Annotated in this window: 28 protein-coding genes and 1 pseudogene; 14 read left to right on the top strand and 15 right to left on the bottom strand. The window is 31.9% G+C overall.

The annotated features are described in order from the left end of the window. The first annotated feature begins 11 nt into the window (after positions 1 to 11). Complete coding sequence (locus AAHN00_RS08520) at positions 12 to 890, top strand: IS66 family transposase (protein WP_342272625.1); 879 nt, start codon at positions 12 to 14, stop codon at positions 888 to 890. Here AAHN00_RS08520 and tnpB (AAHN00_RS08515) read toward each other — a convergent pair. Both tnpB (AAHN00_RS08515) and AAHN00_RS08510 read right to left on the bottom strand, forming a co-directional pair. Next, the gene (gene tnpB, locus AAHN00_RS08515; protein WP_341752109.1) at positions 887 to 1,240 is read right to left on the bottom strand and encodes an IS66 family insertion sequence element accessory protein TnpB; all 354 of its coding nucleotides are present in this window, start codon (positions 1,238 to 1,240) and stop codon (positions 887 to 889) included. The two genes, AAHN00_RS08520 and tnpB (AAHN00_RS08515), sit on opposite strands and share 4 nt — an antisense overlap. After that, the gene (locus AAHN00_RS08510; RefSeq protein WP_342271016.1) at positions 1,228 to 1,572 is read right to left on the bottom strand and encodes a hypothetical protein; all 345 of its coding nucleotides are present in this window, start codon (positions 1,570 to 1,572) and stop codon (positions 1,228 to 1,230) included. Before AAHN00_RS08510 ends, tnpB (AAHN00_RS08515) begins: the two co-directional genes overlap by 13 nt. Positions 1,573 to 1,588: 16 nt before the next feature. On the opposite strand from AAHN00_RS08510, the gene AAHN00_RS08505 reads away from it, so the two are divergent. After that, positions 1,589 to 2,479, top strand: coding sequence for an IS982 family transposase (locus AAHN00_RS08505; protein ID WP_342270939.1), 891 nt, complete (start codon positions 1,589 to 1,591; stop codon positions 2,477 to 2,479). Here the strand turns inward: AAHN00_RS08505 and AAHN00_RS08500 are convergent. The 7 genes and pseudogenes from AAHN00_RS08500 to AAHN00_RS08470 form a co-directional block, all read right to left on the bottom strand. Continuing rightward, positions 2,454 to 2,648: a hypothetical protein gene (locus AAHN00_RS08500; protein WP_342271015.1), complete on the bottom strand. Its 195-nt coding sequence runs from the start codon at positions 2,646 to 2,648 to the stop codon at positions 2,454 to 2,456. The genes AAHN00_RS08505 and AAHN00_RS08500 overlap by 26 nt on opposite strands. Then, positions 2,623 to 2,877, bottom strand: a complete 255-nt coding sequence (gene tnpB / locus AAHN00_RS08495; RefSeq protein ID WP_342271014.1) for an IS66 family insertion sequence element accessory protein TnpB — start codon at positions 2,875 to 2,877, stop codon at positions 2,623 to 2,625. Before tnpB (AAHN00_RS08495) ends, AAHN00_RS08500 begins: the two co-directional genes overlap by 26 nt. Continuing rightward, positions 2,865 to 3,290 carry a hypothetical protein gene (locus tag AAHN00_RS08490; RefSeq protein ID WP_342271013.1) on the bottom strand — a complete coding sequence of 142 codons (426 nt, stop codon included), beginning with the start codon at positions 3,288 to 3,290 and terminating at the stop codon, positions 2,865 to 2,867. Before AAHN00_RS08490 ends, tnpB (AAHN00_RS08495) begins: the two co-directional genes overlap by 13 nt. A gap of 41 nt (positions 3,291 to 3,331) precedes the next feature. Further along, positions 3,332 to 4,012, bottom strand: a pseudogene (locus tag AAHN00_RS08485) (IS256 family transposase); the annotation flags it as partial. A gap of 195 nt (positions 4,013 to 4,207) precedes the next feature. Beyond that, the gene (locus AAHN00_RS08480) at positions 4,208 to 4,855 is read right to left on the bottom strand and encodes a transposase (protein ID WP_342270936.1); all 648 of its coding nucleotides are present in this window, start codon (positions 4,853 to 4,855) and stop codon (positions 4,208 to 4,210) included. A 124-nt stretch (positions 4,856 to 4,979) separates the two neighbouring features. After that, complete coding sequence (locus AAHN00_RS08475) at positions 4,980 to 6,149, bottom strand: IS5 family transposase (RefSeq protein ID WP_342271012.1); 1,170 nt, start codon at positions 6,147 to 6,149, stop codon at positions 4,980 to 4,982. A gap of 34 nt (positions 6,150 to 6,183) precedes the next feature. Further along, positions 6,184 to 6,363 (bottom strand): hypothetical protein, encoded by a 180-nt coding sequence (locus AAHN00_RS08470; RefSeq protein WP_342271011.1) that lies wholly within the window; start codon positions 6,361 to 6,363, stop codon positions 6,184 to 6,186. Between the two features lie 227 nt (positions 6,364 to 6,590). Between AAHN00_RS08470 and AAHN00_RS08465 the strand changes: the two genes are divergently transcribed. After that, a complete protein-coding gene (locus tag AAHN00_RS08465; protein ID WP_341755193.1) occupies positions 6,591 to 6,896 on the top strand; it encodes a hypothetical protein in 306 nt (101 codons plus the stop codon). Positions 6,897 to 6,942: 46 nt separating this feature from the next. Here the strand turns inward: AAHN00_RS08465 and AAHN00_RS08460 are convergent, their stop codons facing one another. The 5 genes from AAHN00_RS08460 to AAHN00_RS08440 all read right to left on the bottom strand — a co-directional run bounded on the left by AAHN00_RS08460 (position 6,943) and on the right by AAHN00_RS08440 (position 10,439). Beyond that, the gene (locus tag AAHN00_RS08460) at positions 6,943 to 7,170 is read right to left on the bottom strand and encodes an HU family DNA-binding protein (protein ID WP_342271010.1); all 228 of its coding nucleotides are present in this window, start codon (positions 7,168 to 7,170) and stop codon (positions 6,943 to 6,945) included. 3 nt (positions 7,171 to 7,173) lie between these two features. Continuing rightward, a complete protein-coding gene (gene sppA / locus AAHN00_RS08455; RefSeq protein WP_342271009.1) occupies positions 7,174 to 8,088 on the bottom strand; it encodes a signal peptide peptidase SppA in 915 nt (304 codons plus the stop codon). A gap of 96 nt (positions 8,089 to 8,184) precedes the next feature. Beyond that, positions 8,185 to 8,643 carry an SsrA-binding protein SmpB gene (gene smpB / locus AAHN00_RS08450; protein ID WP_342271008.1) on the bottom strand — a complete coding sequence of 153 codons (459 nt, stop codon included), beginning with the start codon at positions 8,641 to 8,643 and terminating at the stop codon, positions 8,185 to 8,187. Further along, entirely contained in the window at positions 8,630 to 9,511 is an 882-nt protein-coding gene (gene dapA, locus AAHN00_RS08445) for a 4-hydroxy-tetrahydrodipicolinate synthase (RefSeq protein WP_342271007.1), read from the bottom strand. Before dapA ends, smpB begins: the two co-directional genes overlap by 14 nt. A 25-nt stretch (positions 9,512 to 9,536) precedes the next feature. Continuing rightward, positions 9,537 to 10,439, bottom strand: coding sequence for a branched-chain amino acid transaminase (locus tag AAHN00_RS08440; protein WP_342271006.1), 903 nt, complete (start codon positions 10,437 to 10,439; stop codon positions 9,537 to 9,539). A 53-nt stretch (positions 10,440 to 10,492) separates the two neighbouring features. Between AAHN00_RS08440 and AAHN00_RS08435 the strand changes: the two genes are divergently transcribed. The 7 genes from AAHN00_RS08435 (at position 10,493) to AAHN00_RS08405 (ending at position 17,171) form a co-directional block, all read left to right on the top strand. After that, complete coding sequence (locus AAHN00_RS08435; protein WP_342271005.1) at positions 10,493 to 11,173, top strand: response regulator transcription factor; 681 nt, start codon at positions 10,493 to 10,495, stop codon at positions 11,171 to 11,173. Next, complete coding sequence (locus tag AAHN00_RS08430) at positions 11,157 to 12,461, top strand: HAMP domain-containing sensor histidine kinase (RefSeq protein WP_342271004.1); 1,305 nt, start codon at positions 11,157 to 11,159, stop codon at positions 12,459 to 12,461. The genes AAHN00_RS08435 and AAHN00_RS08430 overlap by 17 nt, the downstream gene beginning before the upstream one ends. Positions 12,462 to 12,725: 264 nt before the next feature. Continuing rightward, complete coding sequence (locus tag AAHN00_RS08425) at positions 12,726 to 14,483, top strand: LTA synthase family protein (protein ID WP_342271003.1); 1,758 nt, start codon at positions 12,726 to 12,728, stop codon at positions 14,481 to 14,483. Positions 14,484 to 14,716: 233 nt separating this feature from the next. Further along, positions 14,717 to 15,142 (top strand): DUF4131 domain-containing protein, encoded by a 426-nt coding sequence (locus AAHN00_RS08420; protein WP_342271002.1) that lies wholly within the window; start codon positions 14,717 to 14,719, stop codon positions 15,140 to 15,142. Further along, complete coding sequence (locus tag AAHN00_RS08415; RefSeq protein WP_342272624.1) at positions 15,084 to 15,551, top strand: ComEC/Rec2 family competence protein; 468 nt, start codon at positions 15,084 to 15,086, stop codon at positions 15,549 to 15,551. The genes AAHN00_RS08420 and AAHN00_RS08415 overlap by 59 nt, the downstream gene beginning before the upstream one ends. 68 nt (positions 15,552 to 15,619) lie before the next feature. Beyond that, positions 15,620 to 16,060 carry an IS200/IS605 family transposase gene (tnpA, locus tag AAHN00_RS08410; protein WP_342271001.1) on the top strand — a complete coding sequence of 147 codons (441 nt, stop codon included), beginning with the start codon at positions 15,620 to 15,622 and terminating at the stop codon, positions 16,058 to 16,060. 178 nt (positions 16,061 to 16,238) lie between these two features. After that, positions 16,239 to 17,171, top strand: a complete 933-nt coding sequence (locus AAHN00_RS08405) for an IS256 family transposase (RefSeq protein WP_342271000.1) — start codon at positions 16,239 to 16,241, stop codon at positions 17,169 to 17,171. Here AAHN00_RS08405 and AAHN00_RS08400 read toward each other — a convergent pair. Next, positions 17,140 to 18,402, bottom strand: coding sequence for an IS256 family transposase (locus tag AAHN00_RS08400; RefSeq protein WP_342270914.1), 1,263 nt, complete (start codon positions 18,400 to 18,402; stop codon positions 17,140 to 17,142). The two genes, AAHN00_RS08405 and AAHN00_RS08400, sit on opposite strands and share 32 nt — an antisense overlap. Positions 18,403 to 18,489: 87 nt before the next feature. Between AAHN00_RS08400 and AAHN00_RS08395 the strand changes: the two genes are divergently transcribed. From AAHN00_RS08395 to AAHN00_RS08380, 4 genes are all read left to right on the top strand, one after another. Further along, complete coding sequence (locus AAHN00_RS08395; protein ID WP_342272623.1) at positions 18,490 to 18,873, top strand: transposase; 384 nt, start codon at positions 18,490 to 18,492, stop codon at positions 18,871 to 18,873. 19 nt (positions 18,874 to 18,892) lie between these two features. Then, positions 18,893 to 19,306, top strand: coding sequence for a ComEC/Rec2 family competence protein (locus tag AAHN00_RS08390; RefSeq protein WP_342270999.1), 414 nt, complete (start codon positions 18,893 to 18,895; stop codon positions 19,304 to 19,306). 83 nt (positions 19,307 to 19,389) lie between these two features. Next, complete coding sequence (locus AAHN00_RS08385; RefSeq protein WP_342270998.1) at positions 19,390 to 20,280, top strand: IS982 family transposase; 891 nt, start codon at positions 19,390 to 19,392, stop codon at positions 20,278 to 20,280. Between the two features lie 24 nt (positions 20,281 to 20,304). After that, the gene (locus AAHN00_RS08380) at positions 20,305 to 20,886 is read left to right on the top strand and encodes a hypothetical protein (RefSeq protein WP_342270997.1); all 582 of its coding nucleotides are present in this window, start codon (positions 20,305 to 20,307) and stop codon (positions 20,884 to 20,886) included. Positions 20,887 to 20,888 lie beyond the last annotated feature (2 nt).

Raw genomic sequence — 20,888 nt, 5'->3', positions numbered from 1 at the left:
ATTAGTGAAAAATTTGTCTTGAAAAATCAGTCCAGTTTCAAATTACTATAGCCAATAAGAAATTACGTACTCAAAATAAGAAAGGACGCAGCTGTTATACTACTACAATATGTGCTAAGACTGCAAATAATGAGGTGATAGTTTTATATTTTACCGGTAATAGGCATGGTGGAGAAAATATAGGTAACGTACTAAAGAATCGTAAGAATAGAACAGATTCTATCCAATTAATGACTGACGCAAGTAACAATAATAACCCGGTATTATCAGAAGCAGATCAAGAATTACTGGCAATAATAGTGATGATCAATTGTTTGTCACATGGTCAGAGAAAATTTACAGAGAATGAACTATATTACCCTGAAGAATGCGGATATTTTCTCAAACAAACACGAGGGATTTACCACAATGAACATCAATGTAAAGAGATGAGTCCTGAAGAAAAACTTGGGTATCATCAGGAACATAGCAGTAAATATATAGAAAACATATATAACAAAATAGACGAATTATTTAACGACAAGAAAGTTGAGCCTAATAGTAGGCTTGGACAAGCTATGAAATATTGGATAAATAATAAAGAAGGTTTGACCCAATTTTTAAAAATCCCAGTTAGCAATCTTGATAATAATTGGGCTGAGAGATCACTGCGTACCATTATTTTACAAAGGAAGAATTCATTATTCTTTAAAACAATCAATAGTGCTGAGATACATAGTGGTTTGTATAGTATAGTAAAGACTTGTAGTGAGAACGAGATCAATGCCTTTAAATATTTAAATTGGCTACAAGAGCAGAGTAGCAAAGCAAAGAAGCGTCCTGCGAATTATACGCCTTTTGCCTATGCAAGATATATGAATAATACGGAATTAATCGAGACAGCAGCTTAAACGACAGGAAGCCAATCATTAGAGAATTTGGCAGAACTAGGATCACCATTATGAATAAGAATGTGTAAGGTTCTATAACAAATTTGATAAGATGAATTATCAGATGGGAAAAGTTTTGCGGTAAATTTACCTTTGGATAGGCGTTTAGAGCATAGCCAAAAGCCTTGACCGTCAAAGGACAAAATTTTAATGGCAGTTCTGTTTTTATTATAGAATAAAAACAAGGAACCATTAAGAGGGTCAGAAGAAAGTTTTTGTCTACAAACAGCGATTAAGCCATCGATACCCTTGCGAAAATCGATGGCAATAGTGGCAACAAAAATAACTGACGCCGGGGTTAGTTGCAGCATAAAAATGTCTGAATTATGGTTTTTGGTTCTAGTGTTTGGATAATAAGTTTGGTACCATTTGGTTTAATAATGTGACAAATATAGTGATTTTGTTTGGGGGCAGCTACAGGATCGGTATCTATAGAATTTAATAGTTGAAATGGGAGAAAATTAATATTTTGTTGTAGAGCTTGATTTGAAGTTGAGACAGGAGAAGTTTTGAGGGTAGGCTCATGGGCTTTTTTAATTGAACTGATTGTTGCTTTATTAATATTAACCTGAGTTTGACGTAAGAAAGAACATTTGAAAATTAAGAAGGGAGGGATTATAAAGTTCTCTAATAATAATGACAAAATTGGAGAATATATTATGATCCCTCTTACGGAGATTTTCTGCTTAATTGATGATTTTTGCAAGCATTTTGATACGGAGCGAAATAAATATATATTACCAAATCCTAACCGTAAGCGTAAAGTGGGCTGCAGTATAGGACTCTCAGAGATTATTACTATTATAGTAATGTTTCACTTGAGTCACTACCGTACCTTTAAAGATTTTTATTTATGCTGCCTATGCCAAAGTTATAGAAAGGAATTTCCAAAACTTGTGAGCTATAGTCGTTTTGTTCAGTTAATGCCAATGAGCTTCATGCCCATGGTGTTACTGCTAAAAAGCCTAACAGGAAAACAAACTGGTCAATATTATATCGACTCTACTAAACTTCCTGCTTGCCATAATTTAAGAATTAATAGACATAAAGTATTCAAAGACATAGCAAAAAGAGGTAAGACTTCCACTGGGTGGTTCTTTGGCTGTAAGCTACATATTGTCATTAACAGTTGCGGAGAGATTATGAGTTTTTCTTTAACTCCTGGAAATGTCGATGATAGAGCAGTGGTGGAAAATTTAGTAGATAAATTACAAGGCTGGCTTTTTGGTGATCGTGGGTATATCAGTAAAAAACTCACTCAATCCCTTGCTAATCAAGGTTTAGAACTAATAACAAAAATTAAAAGTAATATGAAAGAAAGAATAATAGATCCTATTAAAAAGCAATTTTTAAATAAAAGGCACATTATTGAAACCATTAATGATCAATTGAAAAACCTTTTTCATATAGACCATACAAGGCATAGATCTGTTATGAATTTTCAAACTAATGTATTAGCTGGGCTACTTGCCTATGTTTTCAAACCTAATAAAATTTCTGTAGCTTTTGGAAAATTAAACAATCTCAACCTTCATCTTGCATCAAACTGAGGTTAATATTAAGATGTTTAGCTATCTCTTGGTAAGAATAATGATGGAGTAATTGGTAAACTAATTCCTTTAGATGGTTTGGTATAGGATCAAACTTATTAGTTTTAGTTTGACGCCAGGCTTTAAATTGCTGAGCTACTTGCTCAATAGTAATTGATGGTATTTGCATAGTATGAAACCCAAATGTATAAAAAATTCATACTAGCAAAAACATTAGATAAAGTTATGCAGTTTTGCTGCAGGTATACGTTTTTATTATAGAATAAAAACAAGGAACCATTAAGAGGGTCAGAAGAAAGTTTTTGTCTACAAACAGCGATTAAGCCATCGATACCCTTGCGAAAATCGATGGCAATAGTGGCAACAAAAATAACTGACGCCGGGGTTAGTTGCAGCATAAAAATGTCTGAATTATGGTTTTTGGTTCTAGTGTTTGGATAATAAGTTTGGTACCATTTGGTTTAATAATGTGACAAGTATAGTGATTTTGTTTGGGGGCAGCTACAGGATCGGTATCTATAGAATTTAATAGTTGAAATGGGAGAAAATTAATATTTTGTTGTAGAGCTTGATTTGAAGTTGAGACAGGAGAAGTTTTGAGGGTAGGCTCATGGGCTTTTTTAATTGAACTGATTGTTGCTTTATTAATATTAAGATGTTTAGCTATCTCTTGGTAAGAATAATGATGGAGTAATTGGTAAACTAATTCCTTTAGATGGTTTGGTATAGGATCAAACTTATTAGTTTTAGTTTGACGCCAGGCTTTAAATTGCTGAGCTACTTGCTCAATAGTAATTGATGGTATTTGCATAGTATGAAACCCAAAGAGTCAATCATTTAATTTGTGTAAGTTCATTTTTTATTTTCCAATAAATCATATTTAAAATCTCCACAAAGTATTTCAAATTGATTTAAAGCTAAAGACCAATCTTTAATAGGCATGGTCCATTTTTTGGCTGCATTTTGTAGGGATAAAAATATTATTTTTTGAATTGACTTATCATCTGGAAACACCCCCTTATTTTTGATAATTTTTCTAATTTGACGATTTACAGATTCTATAGTGTTAGTAGTATAAATTACCTTTCTGATCTCTTCAGGAAAGGCAAAAAACGGTATTATCCCAGACCAATTACGTTGCCAAATATCAGAAATTACCGGATATTTTTTATCCCATTTTACACCAAATTGCTGAAGTTTTAAACGTGCCATTTCGTCATTATTAGCTGTATAAATTTGTTTTAGATCTGATGTGACCTCTTTTAAATCTTTATATGACACATACTTTACTGAATTGCGAACCATATGTACAATACATAATTGTACTATAGTACTCGGGAATACACTGCTTATAGCTTCTGGAAAGCCCTTTAAACCATCCACACAAGCAACATAAATTTGTTCAATTCCTCGATTCTTTAACTCAGTAACTACTTGCATCCAAAATTTAGCACCTTCATTTTTGCCTATCCAAATGCCAAGTAACTCCTTTTTCCCTTCTATATTTACAGCAAGTGCTAAATATACTGCTTTATTTATTGTCCCACTTTGGGAGAAAAACCCCGCACTTGCAGTGCGTCGTTTCAACATAAATTTTAAATATCTTATCAAGAAAAGATAAGAATGAATCATACAGATATTTTTTAACAAAATCTTACACTTCACAGATATATTCTTTTTGTGTTGTGACACTTTCTAAATGAGCCATATACAAATAGTTTCTAACTTTTAAGTTAGTACATACATTAGGCATTCATGCCGTAATATTAAGCTCTGCACTTGCAGTGCAGAGTGGTTAACTACTATGTGATTGTCTCTAGATTTTACATAGATACAGTCCAAGTATAATATTGGATACACCCTATCTAAACAACGATTTTGCCACCTAGTTACTTCTTCTATCACCCCATCTGTTATGGTGGATATCAAGTCACCAGATACATCAGTTTGATATATTTCTTCTAAATGCCCTCGGATCTCGCTGACTGTCATACCGCGACCATAAAGGGATATCACTTTCTCATCAAATCCATTAAATCTCCTCAGCCCTTTTGGTATTAATTGAGGATTATACTCTCCTTCCCGATCTCTTGGTACTTCTACTGTCAGCTTACGACCATCCCCATCAATTACTGTCTTCTCATAGCTACCATTACGACGATTATTATCTACTTTTGGCATCTTGCTATGTTTTGAATATCCTAATTCATGATCCAACTCACTTGCTAATATTTTCTCAACTATTTGCTTCTTTAGCTGTTGAAATAAACCATCTCGACCAAATAACTCCGATGGATCTGCTTTTGATAATAATTCTTCTACTAGCTGATTACTGATGTCTAATGTATCTTTATCTGTATCTAATTTTTTAGCCATAATTCCTCCTTGCTTGCTTAAGTTACTTTTTTTACAGTAATCTCTTACTGCTTTCTTTGCAACTTACACAAACTATAGGACAGACTCAACCCAAATGTATAAAAAATTCATACTAGCAAAAACATTAGATAAAGTTATGCAGTTTTGCTGCAGGTATACCTTCTTTCAATAACTTTTTCCGAGTTTTTGGGGTATATACCTTACTCTTCTCTTTAACATTGCTGCCAGTATAACCAAGATCAACAAACGATTTTTTTATCTTTATTCCAGTTACATTTTCTACCGCTTCAAAACTCTGCTGCAATATATGACCATCATAAGGATTATTATGAAACGATTTTGCTGACAGTACAAAATTTCTACGACCACTGACTACTACCGCAACTTTATTGCCAAACTCATATGGCTTGTTTCGTTTTCCCTTCCCTATACACTCTACCTCAGGGGCATGAAAACTATACAATATTTTATTCTGTTCTTTGTATTGCTTTTTCTCTTCTCTTTTTAAAACAGATTGGCTATGTATTTGTTTTACTTTTTTCAATACTTCTTGATCTCTGATAGATAAGTTTAATTTCTGATTTTTTATCTCACGCTCACATATTCTAACCAAACGACCAAGTAACGTTTTTAAATGCTTCATTATTTTCCAACGCTTCTTGGCTTTGCTATGCTCTTTATACTTCCAGAGCTTTATTATATCTCGCTTATAGGTTCTAGCGTAGGTTTCGTTTAAACTTATACCCAAACTTTGGCAAAGCTTCACAATACTAAGCCTAGCTTTATCCATTAAATAAACATCATGTGGGTGCTTGATATTCTTAATTTGTACCGTTGTATCAGCAATTATCAATTCCAAATCTTTTTTTTTAATTGTGTTAGTTCTTATTCCAACTCTTATCAACTCTGCTAATATCTCGTTATATCCAGATTCACCTAATAAATTACGAAATCTTCTTATGCTAGTTTCCGACATCGCTATATCTGTTTCTATATATTCCCACCCACAGAAATATTGCCAATACATGTTTTCTTTTAGTTCTTCCTCTGCTAATGAATCTGAAAAATTATACATTGCTTGTAGCATCGTTACACCAAGCATCACTCTATGACATTTTCTATTTCTACCAAATCTCTTAATAGAAACATTTTTTGATAACCATTCTTCTAGACCAGACCAATTTATTAATTCTCTTAATTTATATAGCTTATTATTTGAGTTTAATTCTTCTTTTAATTTATAACCAAAAAGTTTTCCTTGTTTTTGTGATTTGATAATATTTTCTATTGGCATATTGACTGAAATCCATAAGGTTTATTAGCATATTTTAACATTTTCTTATGGATTTCTTTATTGTCCCACTTTGGGAGAAAAACCCCGCACTTGCAGTGCGTCGTTTCAACATAAATTTTAAATATCTTATCAAGAAAAGATAAGAATGAATCATACAGATATTTTTTAACAAAATCTTACACTTCACAGATATATTCTTTTTGTGTTGTGACACTTTCTAAATGAGCCATATACAAATAGTTTCTAACTTTTAAGTTAGTACATACATTAGGCATTCATGCCGTAATATTAAGCTCTGCACTTGCAGTGCAGAGTGGTTAACTATTTTCTGCCATTAAACCCTATTATCTATAAGACTTATAGAGTTTTGCCGGACAGACTATTTATAACATGTTTTTAAGATATAAGAGCCTAATTTGAGTAAGTAAAAAGTCAAAAAATATGCCAAATCCAATAACTTACACAATAGAAAACTTAAGCGATGCACGAGAGTTCTTATCCAAATTCCATGAGCCGGTTATTTTAACTAACAAAAGTGGTAGCACGAGATATTACGGTATGCTAGTGTGGGATTATATTTTTAAAAAACTAATTGAAGAATTTCCCCAAATCGTAAAAATTATTGTTAATGTAGGAAACGATCACGCAGCTTTATTTACCGCTATCAAACTTAATTACCAAAATATAGTTTATACTGGTAAATCAGCAGAGGCTAGGAAGTTGGCTTTGGCTAATAGTATAACATGAGAACGCGAATTCGGGATAAGAATTATTCCCTCCCTTTTCCAAAAGCCTAGCGATGTCCACGATAATAGATAGTTTTATATGACCGCTCACTATTGGGAAATTTCCGCTCCCTAATTGAGAAGCTACCGAAGCCTCTAATTTCAATACGATTTTGCTCAGCGAGGCTAGACTGTAAATAATCAAATACCAAATCTATAGAATCTTTTATATCTTCCTTAGAAAGATAATTAAGTTCCTTAGATATTTTATCCACTAAATCAGACTTGCTTGCCATAAATTAAAAAATTGCTTTTATTCCTTGAAATTTATTTTTAAAAAAACTTGGTAAAACACTATCAAAATCCTCCATAATAATTTCAAGAAATTTTGATTTCGGTTTTATTTTAAATTCTTTTACCTTCAAATCTTTATCAATTTTTTTGACTTCCTGTAACCATTTAATCGCATCATCCTCAGAACCCACAGCATCAACAAGTTTTAGTTTCAAAGCTTGGCGACCAGAATATATCCGACCATCAGCTATTTTTTTAACTTCTTCAATTGCTAATCCCCTTCTTAAAGCAACGAGTTCAATAAAATAATCATAAGTATCTTGTACATTAGACATTATAGCTTGACGAACAGCTTCTGTAACTTTCTCAGTAGGATTAGGAGCAGCTTTTAATTCCCCAGATTTAAAATTATTGAAGGTAATACCTACTGTCTTTGCTAAATCTGTTACTTCTAGAGTTTGGAAAATCACACCAATTGAACCAGTAATCGTTCCATTATGACTAATTATGTAATCCCCTCCTAATGATATCAAATATCCTCCACTCGCTGCCAATGTACCCATAACAATCACTACCGGTTTTTTTGCTGATATTTTTCTGAGTATATTGTAAATTTTCTCTGATCCAACCACAGTTCCACCAGGAGAATTAACATTAACAATTAGAGCATTAATCTTATCATCATCAATGATTTTCTCCAATCTTTTATCACGTTTTGTATCCTCAAAAATTATATCTTCTATTGAAACTGCAGCTATATAGTTACTATTAGTAGTTACATATTCAGAACTTGGCAAATTAAATTTCTTAATCATCACAACAATTAAAACTATAAACATTAAAATTGTTGCTAACTTCCACAGCCTTAATTTTAATTTATTTTGTTTTCTTTCAATTATGTAGTCAGGAGTTATTGTCATTAACTTTACCTATTTGTTTATATGGAAGTATAATGGGTGCTTTAGGCTCTAAGAAGTTAAGGTGCTGTAGAGTGTCGCATAAAAATTATTTTTATCCTACTTCGCACGCATAATCCGTCCCTGATCCCTCTTCCAATCTTGTTCTTTAATAGACTGTCTTTTATCATGTAATTTCTTACCTTTTGCTATGCCTAACTCAACTTTTACTTTATTTTTTTTATTGAAATATAAAGAAAGAGCAACAAGAGTGTAGCCTTTTAGGCGAATTTTACCAATTATTTTCTTTATTTCACTAGAATTAAGAAGCAACTTACGGGTTCTTCTAGTCGAATGATTAAATCTGTTAGCTTTGTCATATTCCGCAATATGACAATTATACAAAAACACTTCGTTTGCCGAATTTTCGGCATGACTATCTTCTATACTAGCTTTTCCTTGACGTAGCGATTTAACTTCACTCCCAGTTAATATTATGCCAGCTTCAATTTTTTCTTCAATAAAGTAATTGAAATATGCCTTCTTATTTTGAGCTATTACTTTTTTATATTCCGACATAGTCCATAGCTTTATTTATTTTCTCCTCAGTGACTTTGCCAGCTGAAGTTAAAGGAAGCCGTAACTCATTAGAACATAACCCTAATCTTGCCACAGCATATTTTACCGGTATTGGATTGGATTCTGCAAATAATGCCTTATATATAGGCAATAATTGCTGTTGAATTTGCAGAGCTTCTTGGTAATTACCATCACGACAATTATCCTGTAACTTCTTGCACAAGCTAGGCGTAACATTAGATGCAACAGAAACGCACCCTACTCCCGAATGAACATTATAAGATAACGCTAATTCATCATTACCACACAATAAATTAAAATCTTTGCTTACAGCAGCCTTAATTCTCAAAGGACGTTCTAAATCATTACCTGCATCTTTAAAAGCTACAATACGTGGTAGTTTACTGAGCCTAACTATCGTGTCATCTGAAAAGTCAACCACAGTTCTACTAGATACTGAATACAGCATTATGGGCAAATTACTTGCATTATGGATAGTTTCAAAATGCAAATAGATTCCCTCTTGAGTTGGCTTTACGTAAGAAGGAATACTACACATAAACCCATCAACTGAAATTTTTGTGCATATTTGTATCATATCTACAGCAGTGCTGGTAGTCATAGCTGCACAACCTGCTATTATTTGGGTACGGTTTTTAGTAATTTCTACAGCTATTTCTAACAAAGATTGATATTCCTGTAAACTTAAGCTAGGGCCTTCACCAGTAGAACCAGCAATCACTACTCCATCAACTTTATTATCAATTTGATAGTTAAGTATTTTCTCCAAAGAAACAAAATCTAATTTATTATCCTTAAACGGGGTTATAATGGCTGTAATAAGCCCTTTAAATATATTATTGTTCATCGCATCAGTTCCATTATATCACTATTTATTTACGCACTAAGCTATTATATTCTTTTTTTAACAAATTAGTAATTTTACTATCTTCAAAGATAATATTTTGATCACCACGGTTAATCGATTTAATCCCCTTAACTTCTGCAGCTGTACCAGTCATAAAACATTCATTAAACTCCCCTAACCTATCTAGAGTTATGTACTCTTCCTTAACCTCAAGATTTAACTCTTTAGCAAGTTTTATAACTGTTTGACGCGTTATGCCATTTAAAAAACTATCAGCTATCGGTGTAAATAACTGCTCTCCTTTTACAAAAAAGATATTTGTAGTAGTACATTCAGCAATAAATCCTCGCCAATCTAATAGAACTGCATCACTATAACCCAAAGACTTAGCTTCTTTTTGGCATACTATCATCATATTGTAATGCCCTGACGATTTACACTGCGGCGGCAACGAGTTTGGATGGCATTTCCGCCAACGTGCAATATGCAAACTTAAATCATCAGAAGGTCTAGGAGTTGATGAAACAGCAGCAATTAATAAATTAACCGATAAATTTACATTAGTTAGATTAAGAGATTCACTACCATACCAAATTAAAGGACGAACATACGCATTTTTAATATTATTCTTTGTTATAAGTAACTGGTGAGCTGTTATAATATCTTCAAAACTATACGGTACCTCTATACTTAAACCTTTTGCCGACTCTATCAAACGTTGGGTATGTTCTTCTAATTTAAAGATTTTGCCATTATAGGCTTTTTCTCCTTCAAAAACTCCACCAGAATAATGTAAACTATGAGTAAGAGCGTGTATCTTAGCCTCCTGCCAATCAATAAATCTACCATTAATCCAGATATAACCTGATAGTTGATTAAGATTTTTAAACGGCTTTTCAGTTAATGTATTTTCTTGTATTATTGTCATTGTCAATGTTCCACTATTAAACTATAGTAATTCTTATCACCGAAAATTTATTTATGCAAAGCTCAAAACCCCACATTCTTGTAGTCGATGATGATACTCGAATACAAAAACTTTTAAAACAGTTTTTGTATAAAAACAACTTTTTAGTATCAACAGCAGCTTCTGTCCAAGAAGCTGCTGAACTATTAAAATCCTCTATTTATGACTTAATTATTCTAGACGTTATGTTGCCAAATGTTACAGGGCTTGATTTTGCCCATACTATAAGATCAAGTAAAAACCTTATACCAATTGTTATGCTAACTGCACTATCACAACCAATTGATCGTATCAAGGGATTAGAATCTGGTGCATCTGATTATCTGACCAAACCTTTCGAACCGAAAGAATTATTACTCAGGATTAATAACCTATTAAATAGCTATAATAATTATAAAAAACAAGATGAAATCAAGCGATTTGGCAATAATTATTATAATTTAGAATCAAAGGAATTTATAAAAAATAATCAACCTGTACAATTGAGTTCTACAGAACAAAAATTGCTAGAAGTACTATTAAAACACAATGGACAAGAAATGAAACGTGATGAGTTGTCAAAAATAATGGGAGGGCTTAGCCCTCGCTCTATCGACGTACAAATTGTCAGAATAAGGAGTAAGATTGAAGATGACCCTAAAGAACCAAAATATCTAAAAACCATACGGAATAGCGGTTATGCTATTTATACATAAACTTATACCACAAACTTTACTGGCTAGATTTGTTCTCATTATTATTGTTCCAACATTAATAGGACAAATTCTAGCAGTGTTTTTGTTCTATGATCGTCACTGGTATAATGTTTCTTATTATACTAGCAATATTATTACTAATGAAATTATTTCCCTTCTTGAACAAGACGACAATAATCTATTAGAAAAAAACACAACAGAGACAAATTATTTAAATTTGTCGTATCAGTTTCATCAAAAATTAAACTTGCCACGCAAACAACCTAGAATTAGTGAAGAATTAGAGATTTTTAAAAATATTATTAACGTAAAAATTAATAAGAAAAATATAGTACAGATTAATGATGCAGGAAGAATTGAAGTATTATTCCAATTGACTGATGGTTTACTAAAAATCACTTTCCCCGCAAAATTATTGATGAATCCAACTGCCTATATTTTTGTCTTATGGTTAATTTTCTTAACTATTTTATTACTTTCTGTTTCTTTGATCTTCTCTAAAAATCAAATTAAGTCCATTTTAACTCTTGCAGATGCTGCTGATCAATTCAGACAAGGAATTACAAGATTACAAACATTTAAACCTTCTGGTGCAAAAGAAATTAAAAAGGCTGGTATTGCTTTTCTTAAAATGAAAGAACGAATTGAAAAACAAATTAGCAAAAGAACTAGAATGCTTGCTATGATTTCGCATGATTTATGTACTCCTTTAACAAGAATGAAGCTACAATTAGAGTTAATGAACAAATCCGAGGAAACGGAAGGGCTTAAGGAAGATATAGTTATTATGCAACAAATGATAAAATCATATCTTGACTTTGCTAGAGGAGAAAATGGCGAAGAAGATCAAATAATCGAATTATCTTCTTGGATATCAAATATCATAAATAAATGGTCTATGACCAATATTGAGTTAATCGCCACAGAACAGCCAGTATATGGACAAATTAAGCCTACCAACTTTGAACGTGCAATATCTAACGTAATAAATAACGCGATAAAATATTCTACAAAGATAAAAATTACTATCTGTTCTACCTCTACTAATGTAATAATAAAAATTGAAGATAACGGTATTGGCATAAAGGATGAAGAGAAATTATTAGTATTTAAAGCATTTTATCGTTCAGATAAGTCACGTTCGCTTAATAATTCAGGGAATGTTGGACTTGGTCTTGCTATTACTAAAGAAATAATTATTGATCATGGCGGTACAATATCTTTGCAGGATAGCAAAACTTTAGGCGGCTTATTGGTTGAAATTTCACTGCCTAATCTCAAATGTTGATGTAAGGCATCGGTTTAATAGCCTAGGGTATCTTCCTATTACCCATAAGTTTTTCTTGACATTTATGGTAATAGGAAGACTAATAGCTAGGGAACGGCAATTCTTGAAGTTCTACCTGAGTATATGACGTTAATTTAGATATATATGATAAAAACACTGTTTCATTTTCCTATTGTTAGAATTTACCTAATATTTCAGTTTATTACTCGTATTCTATTAAGTTCGTACGCTTTATGGCAACAACAAATAACCATATCTGATCTAGTGTCAATTTTTGTTATTGGTACATTTAATGATCTAATATCTCTTTGTTATTTTTTACCAGTAATTTCGCTTGTTATCATTGCCTTCTACAAGTTATTGGCTCGGTATAAATTTTTGTATGTAAGCTGCTCTTTTATCGCTTATTTTTGTACTATTGCTTTACTAATATTTATTGCCATTGCCGAGATTATCTTTTGGGATGAGTTCGGTGTTAGATTTAATTTTATTGCTGTAGATTATCTAATTTATACCCATGAAATCATTGGTACTGTAAAGGAATCTTTGCCCTATATAGAAATATTACTAGGCATTATAATTATTACACTATTAATTGTTTTTTTCTTGAGAAAATACATAATTAATCAAGCAAGTACTATAAAAAATAATAAGAAATATGTTATCTGCACAATATTTTTGTTTAGCTTACTTGCTTTTAATTTTTATAACCCCAATAAACTTGCTTTTAATTATAATAAATATGCTATCGAACTTGCTAAAAACGGTCCATATGAGTTTTTCTCTGCCTATTTTAATAATAGCTTAGATTATAATAAATTTTATCCAGTAATTGATAAAAACCAGGCTTTAAATATCGTTCGTAGCAATTTATCGAAAGAACAACAAATATACTCAAATGCTACTACTATAGAACGTAATATCAGGGCAAGTTCTTTTAACAGTAATAAATATAATATTATTTTTATTACCGTAGAAAGTCTGAGTGGCGAATTCATGGGAAAATTTGGTAATCAACAAAATATTACGCCAAATTTGGATAAATTAGCTGAGCAAAGCATATTTTTTACCAATCTATATGCAGTAGGAACTAGAACAGTACGAGGTTTAGAAGCTATTACTTTATCAGTACCGCCAACTCCTGGCTCTTCTATTATCCGTCGTCCTGATAATCAGTCATTATTTAATATAGCTACTATTTTTAAGAATCAAGGCTATGCTGTTAACTTCCTATTCGGTGGCTATAGTTACTTTGATAATTTACAAAATTATTTTCATGGTAATGGCTATAATATAGTTGATCAAGGTAATCTAAAATCCAACGAAATAAGTTTCTCCAATATTTGGGGGGTAGCTGATGAGGATATACTAATAAAATCACTAGAGTTAGCTGATCAAAATTATAAGCAAGGCAAAGCCTTTTTCTCATTAATTATGACTACCTCTAACCATCGTCCTTATACTTTCCCCGAAGGTAGGATTGATTTGCCATCTGGTGGTGGACGTAGTGCAGCTGTTAAATACACCGACTATGCTATTGGTAAGTTTCTTGAATTAGCTAAAACTCACCCTTGGTTTGATAATACTATCTTTGTTATTACGGCTGATCATTGTGCATCAAGTGCTGGTAAAACTGATTTGCCGGTTAATAAATATCACATACCTCTATTAATATATGCTCCCAATATATTAAAACCACAGATAGTTGATAATTTAGCCAGTCAAATTGATATTGCTCCTACTATTTTGGGATTATTAAATTTTTCGTATAATAGTAAGTTTTTTGGTCAAGATATATTAAACATACCAGCAAACAGAGCTTTTATCAGCACTTATCAATTGCTTGGGTTCATGAAGGATAATCACTTAGTTATCTTACGACCACAGGAACAAGCAAAAACTTATAAATTAATTGCTGAAGATAAAATAGAGATTGAGAATATTCCTAGTTTAGTGGAAGAAGCTAGTAGTTTTTATCAGGTAGCTCATGATTTATATATTCAGGGTGAAATGAGGGAATAGATTTCTTGAATTATATCTAATAGTAGCTTATTTTAAGTAAAAATCTACTATTAGATGCAATAAACCTAAGAGATTATAAATTAATTTTTAGACTTGCCAAAAGCATTTTAGAACAAGAATATCACAATCTCAGCCTTTGGTATTTTGTTAGTTTCATTTGCGGTATTGGTACTTATTTTACTTTAAGTAGCGAACCTTCCTTTATATCTATTCTAGCTATTTTCACAATTTCTTTGTCACTAATAATCTTAAGAAATAACATATTTGGGCGATTTATTGCGGGGATAATTATCGCTTTTTCCTGTGGTATGCTAGTTGGCAAATATCGTATATCAAATTTACATGTTGTTGGTATTAAAAAGCCAATAATTTCGAGAATAAGCGGCATCATAGAATCGATGAAACCGACCACTCATGGTATGCAAGTTATATTATATCAGGTAAAAATTCAAAAACTTAAGCAGGTTTTGCAAAAAGTCAGAATAAGCATGCCGGCAAAATATGCTCAAGAAATTAATATTAACGATAATATTAGCCTAGTGGCTCAGCTTTATAAGCCTCAAAGTAGTATCCTACCAGGTGGCTATGACTTTGGCTTTTATGCATATTTGGCAGATATCAACGCCACTGGCTATGCACTGTCCCCTTATAGCACATAGTGATCTCTACACTAATAGTTTTATCTATAAAATTAAAAAAAATATTTACAACCGCCTAATCCAAATACTCGGTCCTATTAAAGGTAATTTCGCCGCAGCAATATTACTAGGAGAAACCAAAGCCATTGATAGAAAATTAATGAAAGAAATGAGACAAAGCGGTATATCTCACATACTTTGCGTATCCGGTTTACATTTGTCATTGGTAGCTATGCTGTTTTTCATATCAGCAAGATTCTTATTAAATCTATCAAATTATATTGCTTACAATTACAACATAAAGTCAATAGCAGCAATTTGTTCTTTAATAGGAAGTTATGGTTATTTGCAACTAAGTGGCACACAAATCGCAGCTACCAGAGCCTTCATTATGACGGCAATTTTTATTGTCCCCCAACGGGGATTATAAAAAACCCTCGCCTTTAGGCGAAGGGAAGATATAATGAAGTCGTATTAACGACGAATTAGTGAAATAAGATGAGGAGTTATAGGACTAATAGCCATAGTAAACACGATTTAAAAGTGCATTTAGTGTGGATACCAAAATATCGTAAAAGAATATTAACTGGCAAAGTAGCTGAGAGAGTAAGGGATGTGTTAAAGCAAATATCGATGGATCATAAGGTTTACCTAATATCAGGAAAAGTGGTAGCAGATCATATTCATATGTTTGTATCCTATAAACCGCAAATAGCGTTAAGTAAGTTGGTACAGTATTTAAAAGGTGGTAGTGCAAGAATCATGTTTGAAGAATTTCCCCATTTAAAAAAGCAGTTTTGGGGACGTCACTTATGGGCTAGAGGATATATGGCAGTTAGTTCAGGTAACATAACAGATGAAATAATTCAGAAATATATAGAAGAACAAGAAGGAGAACCAATTGAAGTAGGTCAATTTCAAATTGACTCTACTTTATAACCCCTCAGCTTAGAGCTGAGGGTTGTTCAGTTATGCAGTTATGATAGGACGGAAGCCATACCCCCTGAGATCGCTCGCGATTGCGGCTTTCGAGTCTGTCCTATAGTTTGTGTAAGTTGCAAAGAAAGCAGTAAGAGATTACTGTAAAAAAAGTAACTTAAGCAAGCAAGGAGGAATTATGGCTAAAAAATTAGATACAGATAAAGATACATTAGACATCAGTAATCAGCTAGTAGAAGAATTATTATCAAAAGCAGATCCATCGGAGTTATTTGGTCGAGATGGTTTATTTCAACAGCTAAAGAAGCAAATAGTTGAGAAAATATTAGCAAGTGAGTTGGATCATGAATTAGGATATTCAAAACATAGCAAGATGCCAAAAGTAGATAATAATCGTCGTAATGGTAGCTATGAGAAGACAGTAATTGATGGGGATGGTCGTAAGCTGACAGTAGAAGTACCAAGAGATCGGGAAGGAGAGTATAATCCTCAATTAATACCAAAAGGGCTGAGGAGATTTAATGGATTTGATGAGAAAGTGATATCCCTTTATGGTCGCGGTATGACAGTCAGCGAGATCCGAGGGCATTTAGAAGAAATATATCAAACTGATGTATCTGGTGACTTGATATCCACCATAACAGATGGGGTGATAGAAGAAGTAACTAGGTGGCAAAATCGTTGTTTAGATAGGGTGTATCCAATATTATACTTGGACTGTATCTATGTAAAATCTAGAGACAATCACATAGTAATAAATAAAGCAGTATATTTAGCACTTGCTGTAAATATAGAAGGGAAAAAGGAGTTACTTGGCATTTGGATAGGCAAAAATGAAGGTGCTAAATTTTGGATGCAAGTAGTTACTGAGTTAAAGAATCGAGGAATTGAACAAATTTATGTTGCTTGTGTGGATGGTTTAAAGGGCTTTCCAGAAGCTATAACCAGTGTATTCCCGAGTACTATAGTACAATTATGTATTGTACATATGGTTCGCAATTCAGTAAAGTATGTGTCATATAAAGATTTAAAAGAGGTCACATCAGATCTAAAGAGTCAATCATTTAATTTGTGTAAGTTCATTTTTTATTTTCCAATAAATCATATTTAAAATCTCCACAAAGTATTTCAAATTGATTTAAAGCTAAAGACCAATCTTTAATAGGCATGGTCCATTTTTTGGCTGCATTTTGTAGGGATAAAAATATTATTTTTTGAATTGACTTATCATCTGGAAACACCCCCTTATTTTTGATAATTTTTCTAATTTGACGATTTACAGATTCTATAGTGTTAGTAGTATAAATTACCTTTCTGATCTCTTCAGGAAAGGCAAAAAACGGTATTATCCCAGACCAATTACGTTGCCAAATATCAGAAATTACCGGATATTTTTTATCCCATTTTACACCAAATTGCTGAAGTTTTAAACGTGCCATTTCGTCATTATTAGCTGTATAAATTTGTTTTAGATCTGATGTGACCTCTTTTAAATCTTTATATGACACATACTTTACTGAATTGCGAACCATATGTACAATACATAATTGTACTATAGTACTCGGGAATACACTGCTTATAGCTTCTGGAAAGCCCTTTAAACCATCCACACAAGCAACATAAATTTGTTCAATTCCTCGATTCTTTAGCTCAGTAACTACTTGCATCCAAAATTTAGCACCTTCATTTTTGCCTATCCAAATGCCAAGTAACTCCTTTTTCCCTTCTATATTTACAGCAAGTGCTAAATATACTGCTTTATTTATTACTATGTGATTGTCTCTAGATTTTACATAGATACAGTCCAAGTATAATATTGGATACACCCTATCTAAACAACGATTTTGCCACCTAGTTACTTCTTCTATCACCCCATCTGTTATGGTGGATATCAAGTCACCAGATACATCAGTTTGATATATTTCTTCTAAATGCCCTCGGATCTCGCTGACTGTCATACCGCGACCATAAAGGGATATCACTTTCTCATCAAATCCATTAAATCTCCTCAGCCCTTTTGGTATTAATTGAGGATTATACTCTCCTTCCCGATCTCTTGGTACTTCTACTGTCAGCTTACGACCATCCCCATCAATTACTGTCTTCTCATAGCTACCATTACGACGATTATTATCTACTTTTGGCATCTTGCTATGTTTTGAATATCCTAATTCATGATCCAACTCACTTGCTAATATTTTCTCAACTATTTGCTTCTTTAGCTGTTGAAATAAACCATCTCGACCAAATAACTCCGATGGATCTGCTTTTGATAATAATTCTTCTACTAGCTGATTACTGATGTCTAATGTATCTTTATCTGTATCTAATTTTTTAGCCATAATTCCTCCTTGCTTGCTTAAGTTACTTTTTTTACAGTAATCTCTTACTGCTTTCTTTGCAACTTACACAAACTATAGGACAGACTCATTTATACAGCTAATAATGACGAAATGGCACGTTTAAAACTTCAGCAATTTGGTGTAAAATGGGATAAAAAATATCCGGTAATTTCTGATATTTGGCAACGTAATTGGTCTGGGATAATACCGTTTTTTGCCTTTCCTGAAGAGATCAGAAAGGTAATTTATACTACTAACACTATAGAATCTGTAAATCGTCAAATTAGAAAAATTATCAAAAATAAGGGGGTGTTTCCAGATGATAAGTCAATTCAAAAAATAATATTTTTATCCCTACAAAATGCAGCCAAAAAATGGACCATGCCTATTAAAGATTGGTCTTTAGCTTTAAATCAATTTGAAATACTTTGTGGAGATTTTAAATATGATTTATTGGAAAATAAAAAATGAACTTACACAAATTAAATGATTGACTCCGGCTTTCATAATATTATCGGTAAATCCCAAATATATATTTCATCCAAGCTTCCAATTATCTTTTGTGGCAGTATTATCGCTAACCGCTGGTTACGAATTTTATATCAGGAATCAATGGATTTTAGGTAAAAGCAAGGGCATCTTTTCTTCCATAAAATTTTATATTGCCTCTAATATTTATTCAAGCTTCCTTGCAAGTATAGTAACTGCTCCTGTGGTAATAAACCAATTTTATACATTTCCTACTTATTCTATTCCCATGAACCTTATTGCTGTGCCGATAATGTCTTTCTTTCTGATGCCGTTATCTATTATCTCATTATTCTTAATGATATTTGGTATAGATCAATATTGTTTAAAATTAGTAGGTTTTTTCATTAATACGTCAGTTCGGGATAAGATATAGATGAAATAGTAATAGATAAAAGGATTGTCAAAAAGGAGTGCCTGCAGTATTTATATTTTTAAACAAAAAAACAAACTACAGGCATGAGAAAAGATATCACAGAATTATATAGTTTTATAGATGATTTTTGTAAAATTTATTTGGAGTATGAACAGAGAAAGTTATTACCATCAAATAAGCAAAGAAATCGCTGTTGTAGCATGAGTCTAAGTGAAATGTTAACAATAATAATTATGTTTCATACATCCTATGCTAAGAATTTTAAATTTTTCTATAAAAGTTATATAGAGTGCATGCATAAGGATGATTTTCCCAAAGCCTTGAGTTATAATAGATTTGTTGAATTAATGGCACGATTATTCATACCGCTAAATATGTTGATTCATTTGTTGTTTGGTGAGGAAACAGGTATTTATTTTATTGACTCTACAACGATTAAAGCTTGTCACAATAAAAGGCGTTATAGCAATAAAGTTTTTAAAGGATTAGCCAAACATAGTAAATCCTCTATCGGGTATTTTTATGGTTTTAAATTACATGTAATAATCAATAATAAAGGGGAGTTTATGGCATTAAAAGTGACCAAAGGCAATGTAGATGATAGGGTTCCAGTACCGGAGTTAACAAAAAGATTAACTGGAATTATAGCAGCTGATAAAGGTTATATTAAGCAAAATTTGTTCTTAAATTTATATGAAAGAGGCTTAAAAATGATTCATGGAATTAAGAAGAATATGGAAAATAAATTAATGGATTTGAAAGAAAAAATCTTACTTCGAAAGCGTAACTTAATTGAAACAGTTTTTGATTATCTAAAAAATAAAATGAACCTTGAACATACTAGACATAGATCACCAATAAATGCCTTTGTCCATATATTATCTACTCTTGTTGCTTACTCATTAAAGAAAAATAAACCTTCAACAAAATTTGATTTTAATCTACATGTTCACAATATCCTTATCCCGAATTGACGTATTAATATAATTATTGCAGCAGTGAAATTTACTAATAGCTTACCATTATCAGTATGGTATTTTGGTTATATAACCAAAATTAGTTTAATTACTTTCTTATTTGGATTTTTTTGGACTTGTTTATGGAGAACAAAGTGGCATTTTTTAGGTCTAATTATAATGATTATATCTGTAATCTTAATGCTAAATTCTCCTAAACCTAATTTTATATTTGATATAAATTTAAATGCTGTTGGTATAAAAAATAACAATGGTGAACTTGACATTTATGTCAATGAGATGCTAGAATTTAAACGTATATATTGGGCTAACTGGTTTGGTCAAAAGGATGCTAAAATATTTCCTATAGAAAAAAATATTTTTACTTCCGATGGATACACAATTTTGGTAAACTATAAACCAATTGCTCCAAATAAAATATGTGAAAATGTCGATATATATATTAACATATCAAGTAAAAACCAATGTAAAGGTAACAAAAGTACTATTACTAGAGAGCTTCTAAGAGAGTTTGAAGTAATAATGATATTTTGTAATCAGCACGAATGTACAATTAAAACAAATAATAAAAAAAGATGGCAGGGTAACTGCAAGAGTTTTTAGTG

The organism is Candidatus Tisiphia endosymbiont of Parasteatoda lunata, from assembly GCF_964030955.1.
Lineage (GTDB): Bacteria > Pseudomonadota > Alphaproteobacteria > Rickettsiales > Rickettsiaceae > Tisiphia.
Note: the sequence above shows the minus strand (reverse complement) of the source record. Positions and strands in the feature narration are given on the sequence as shown.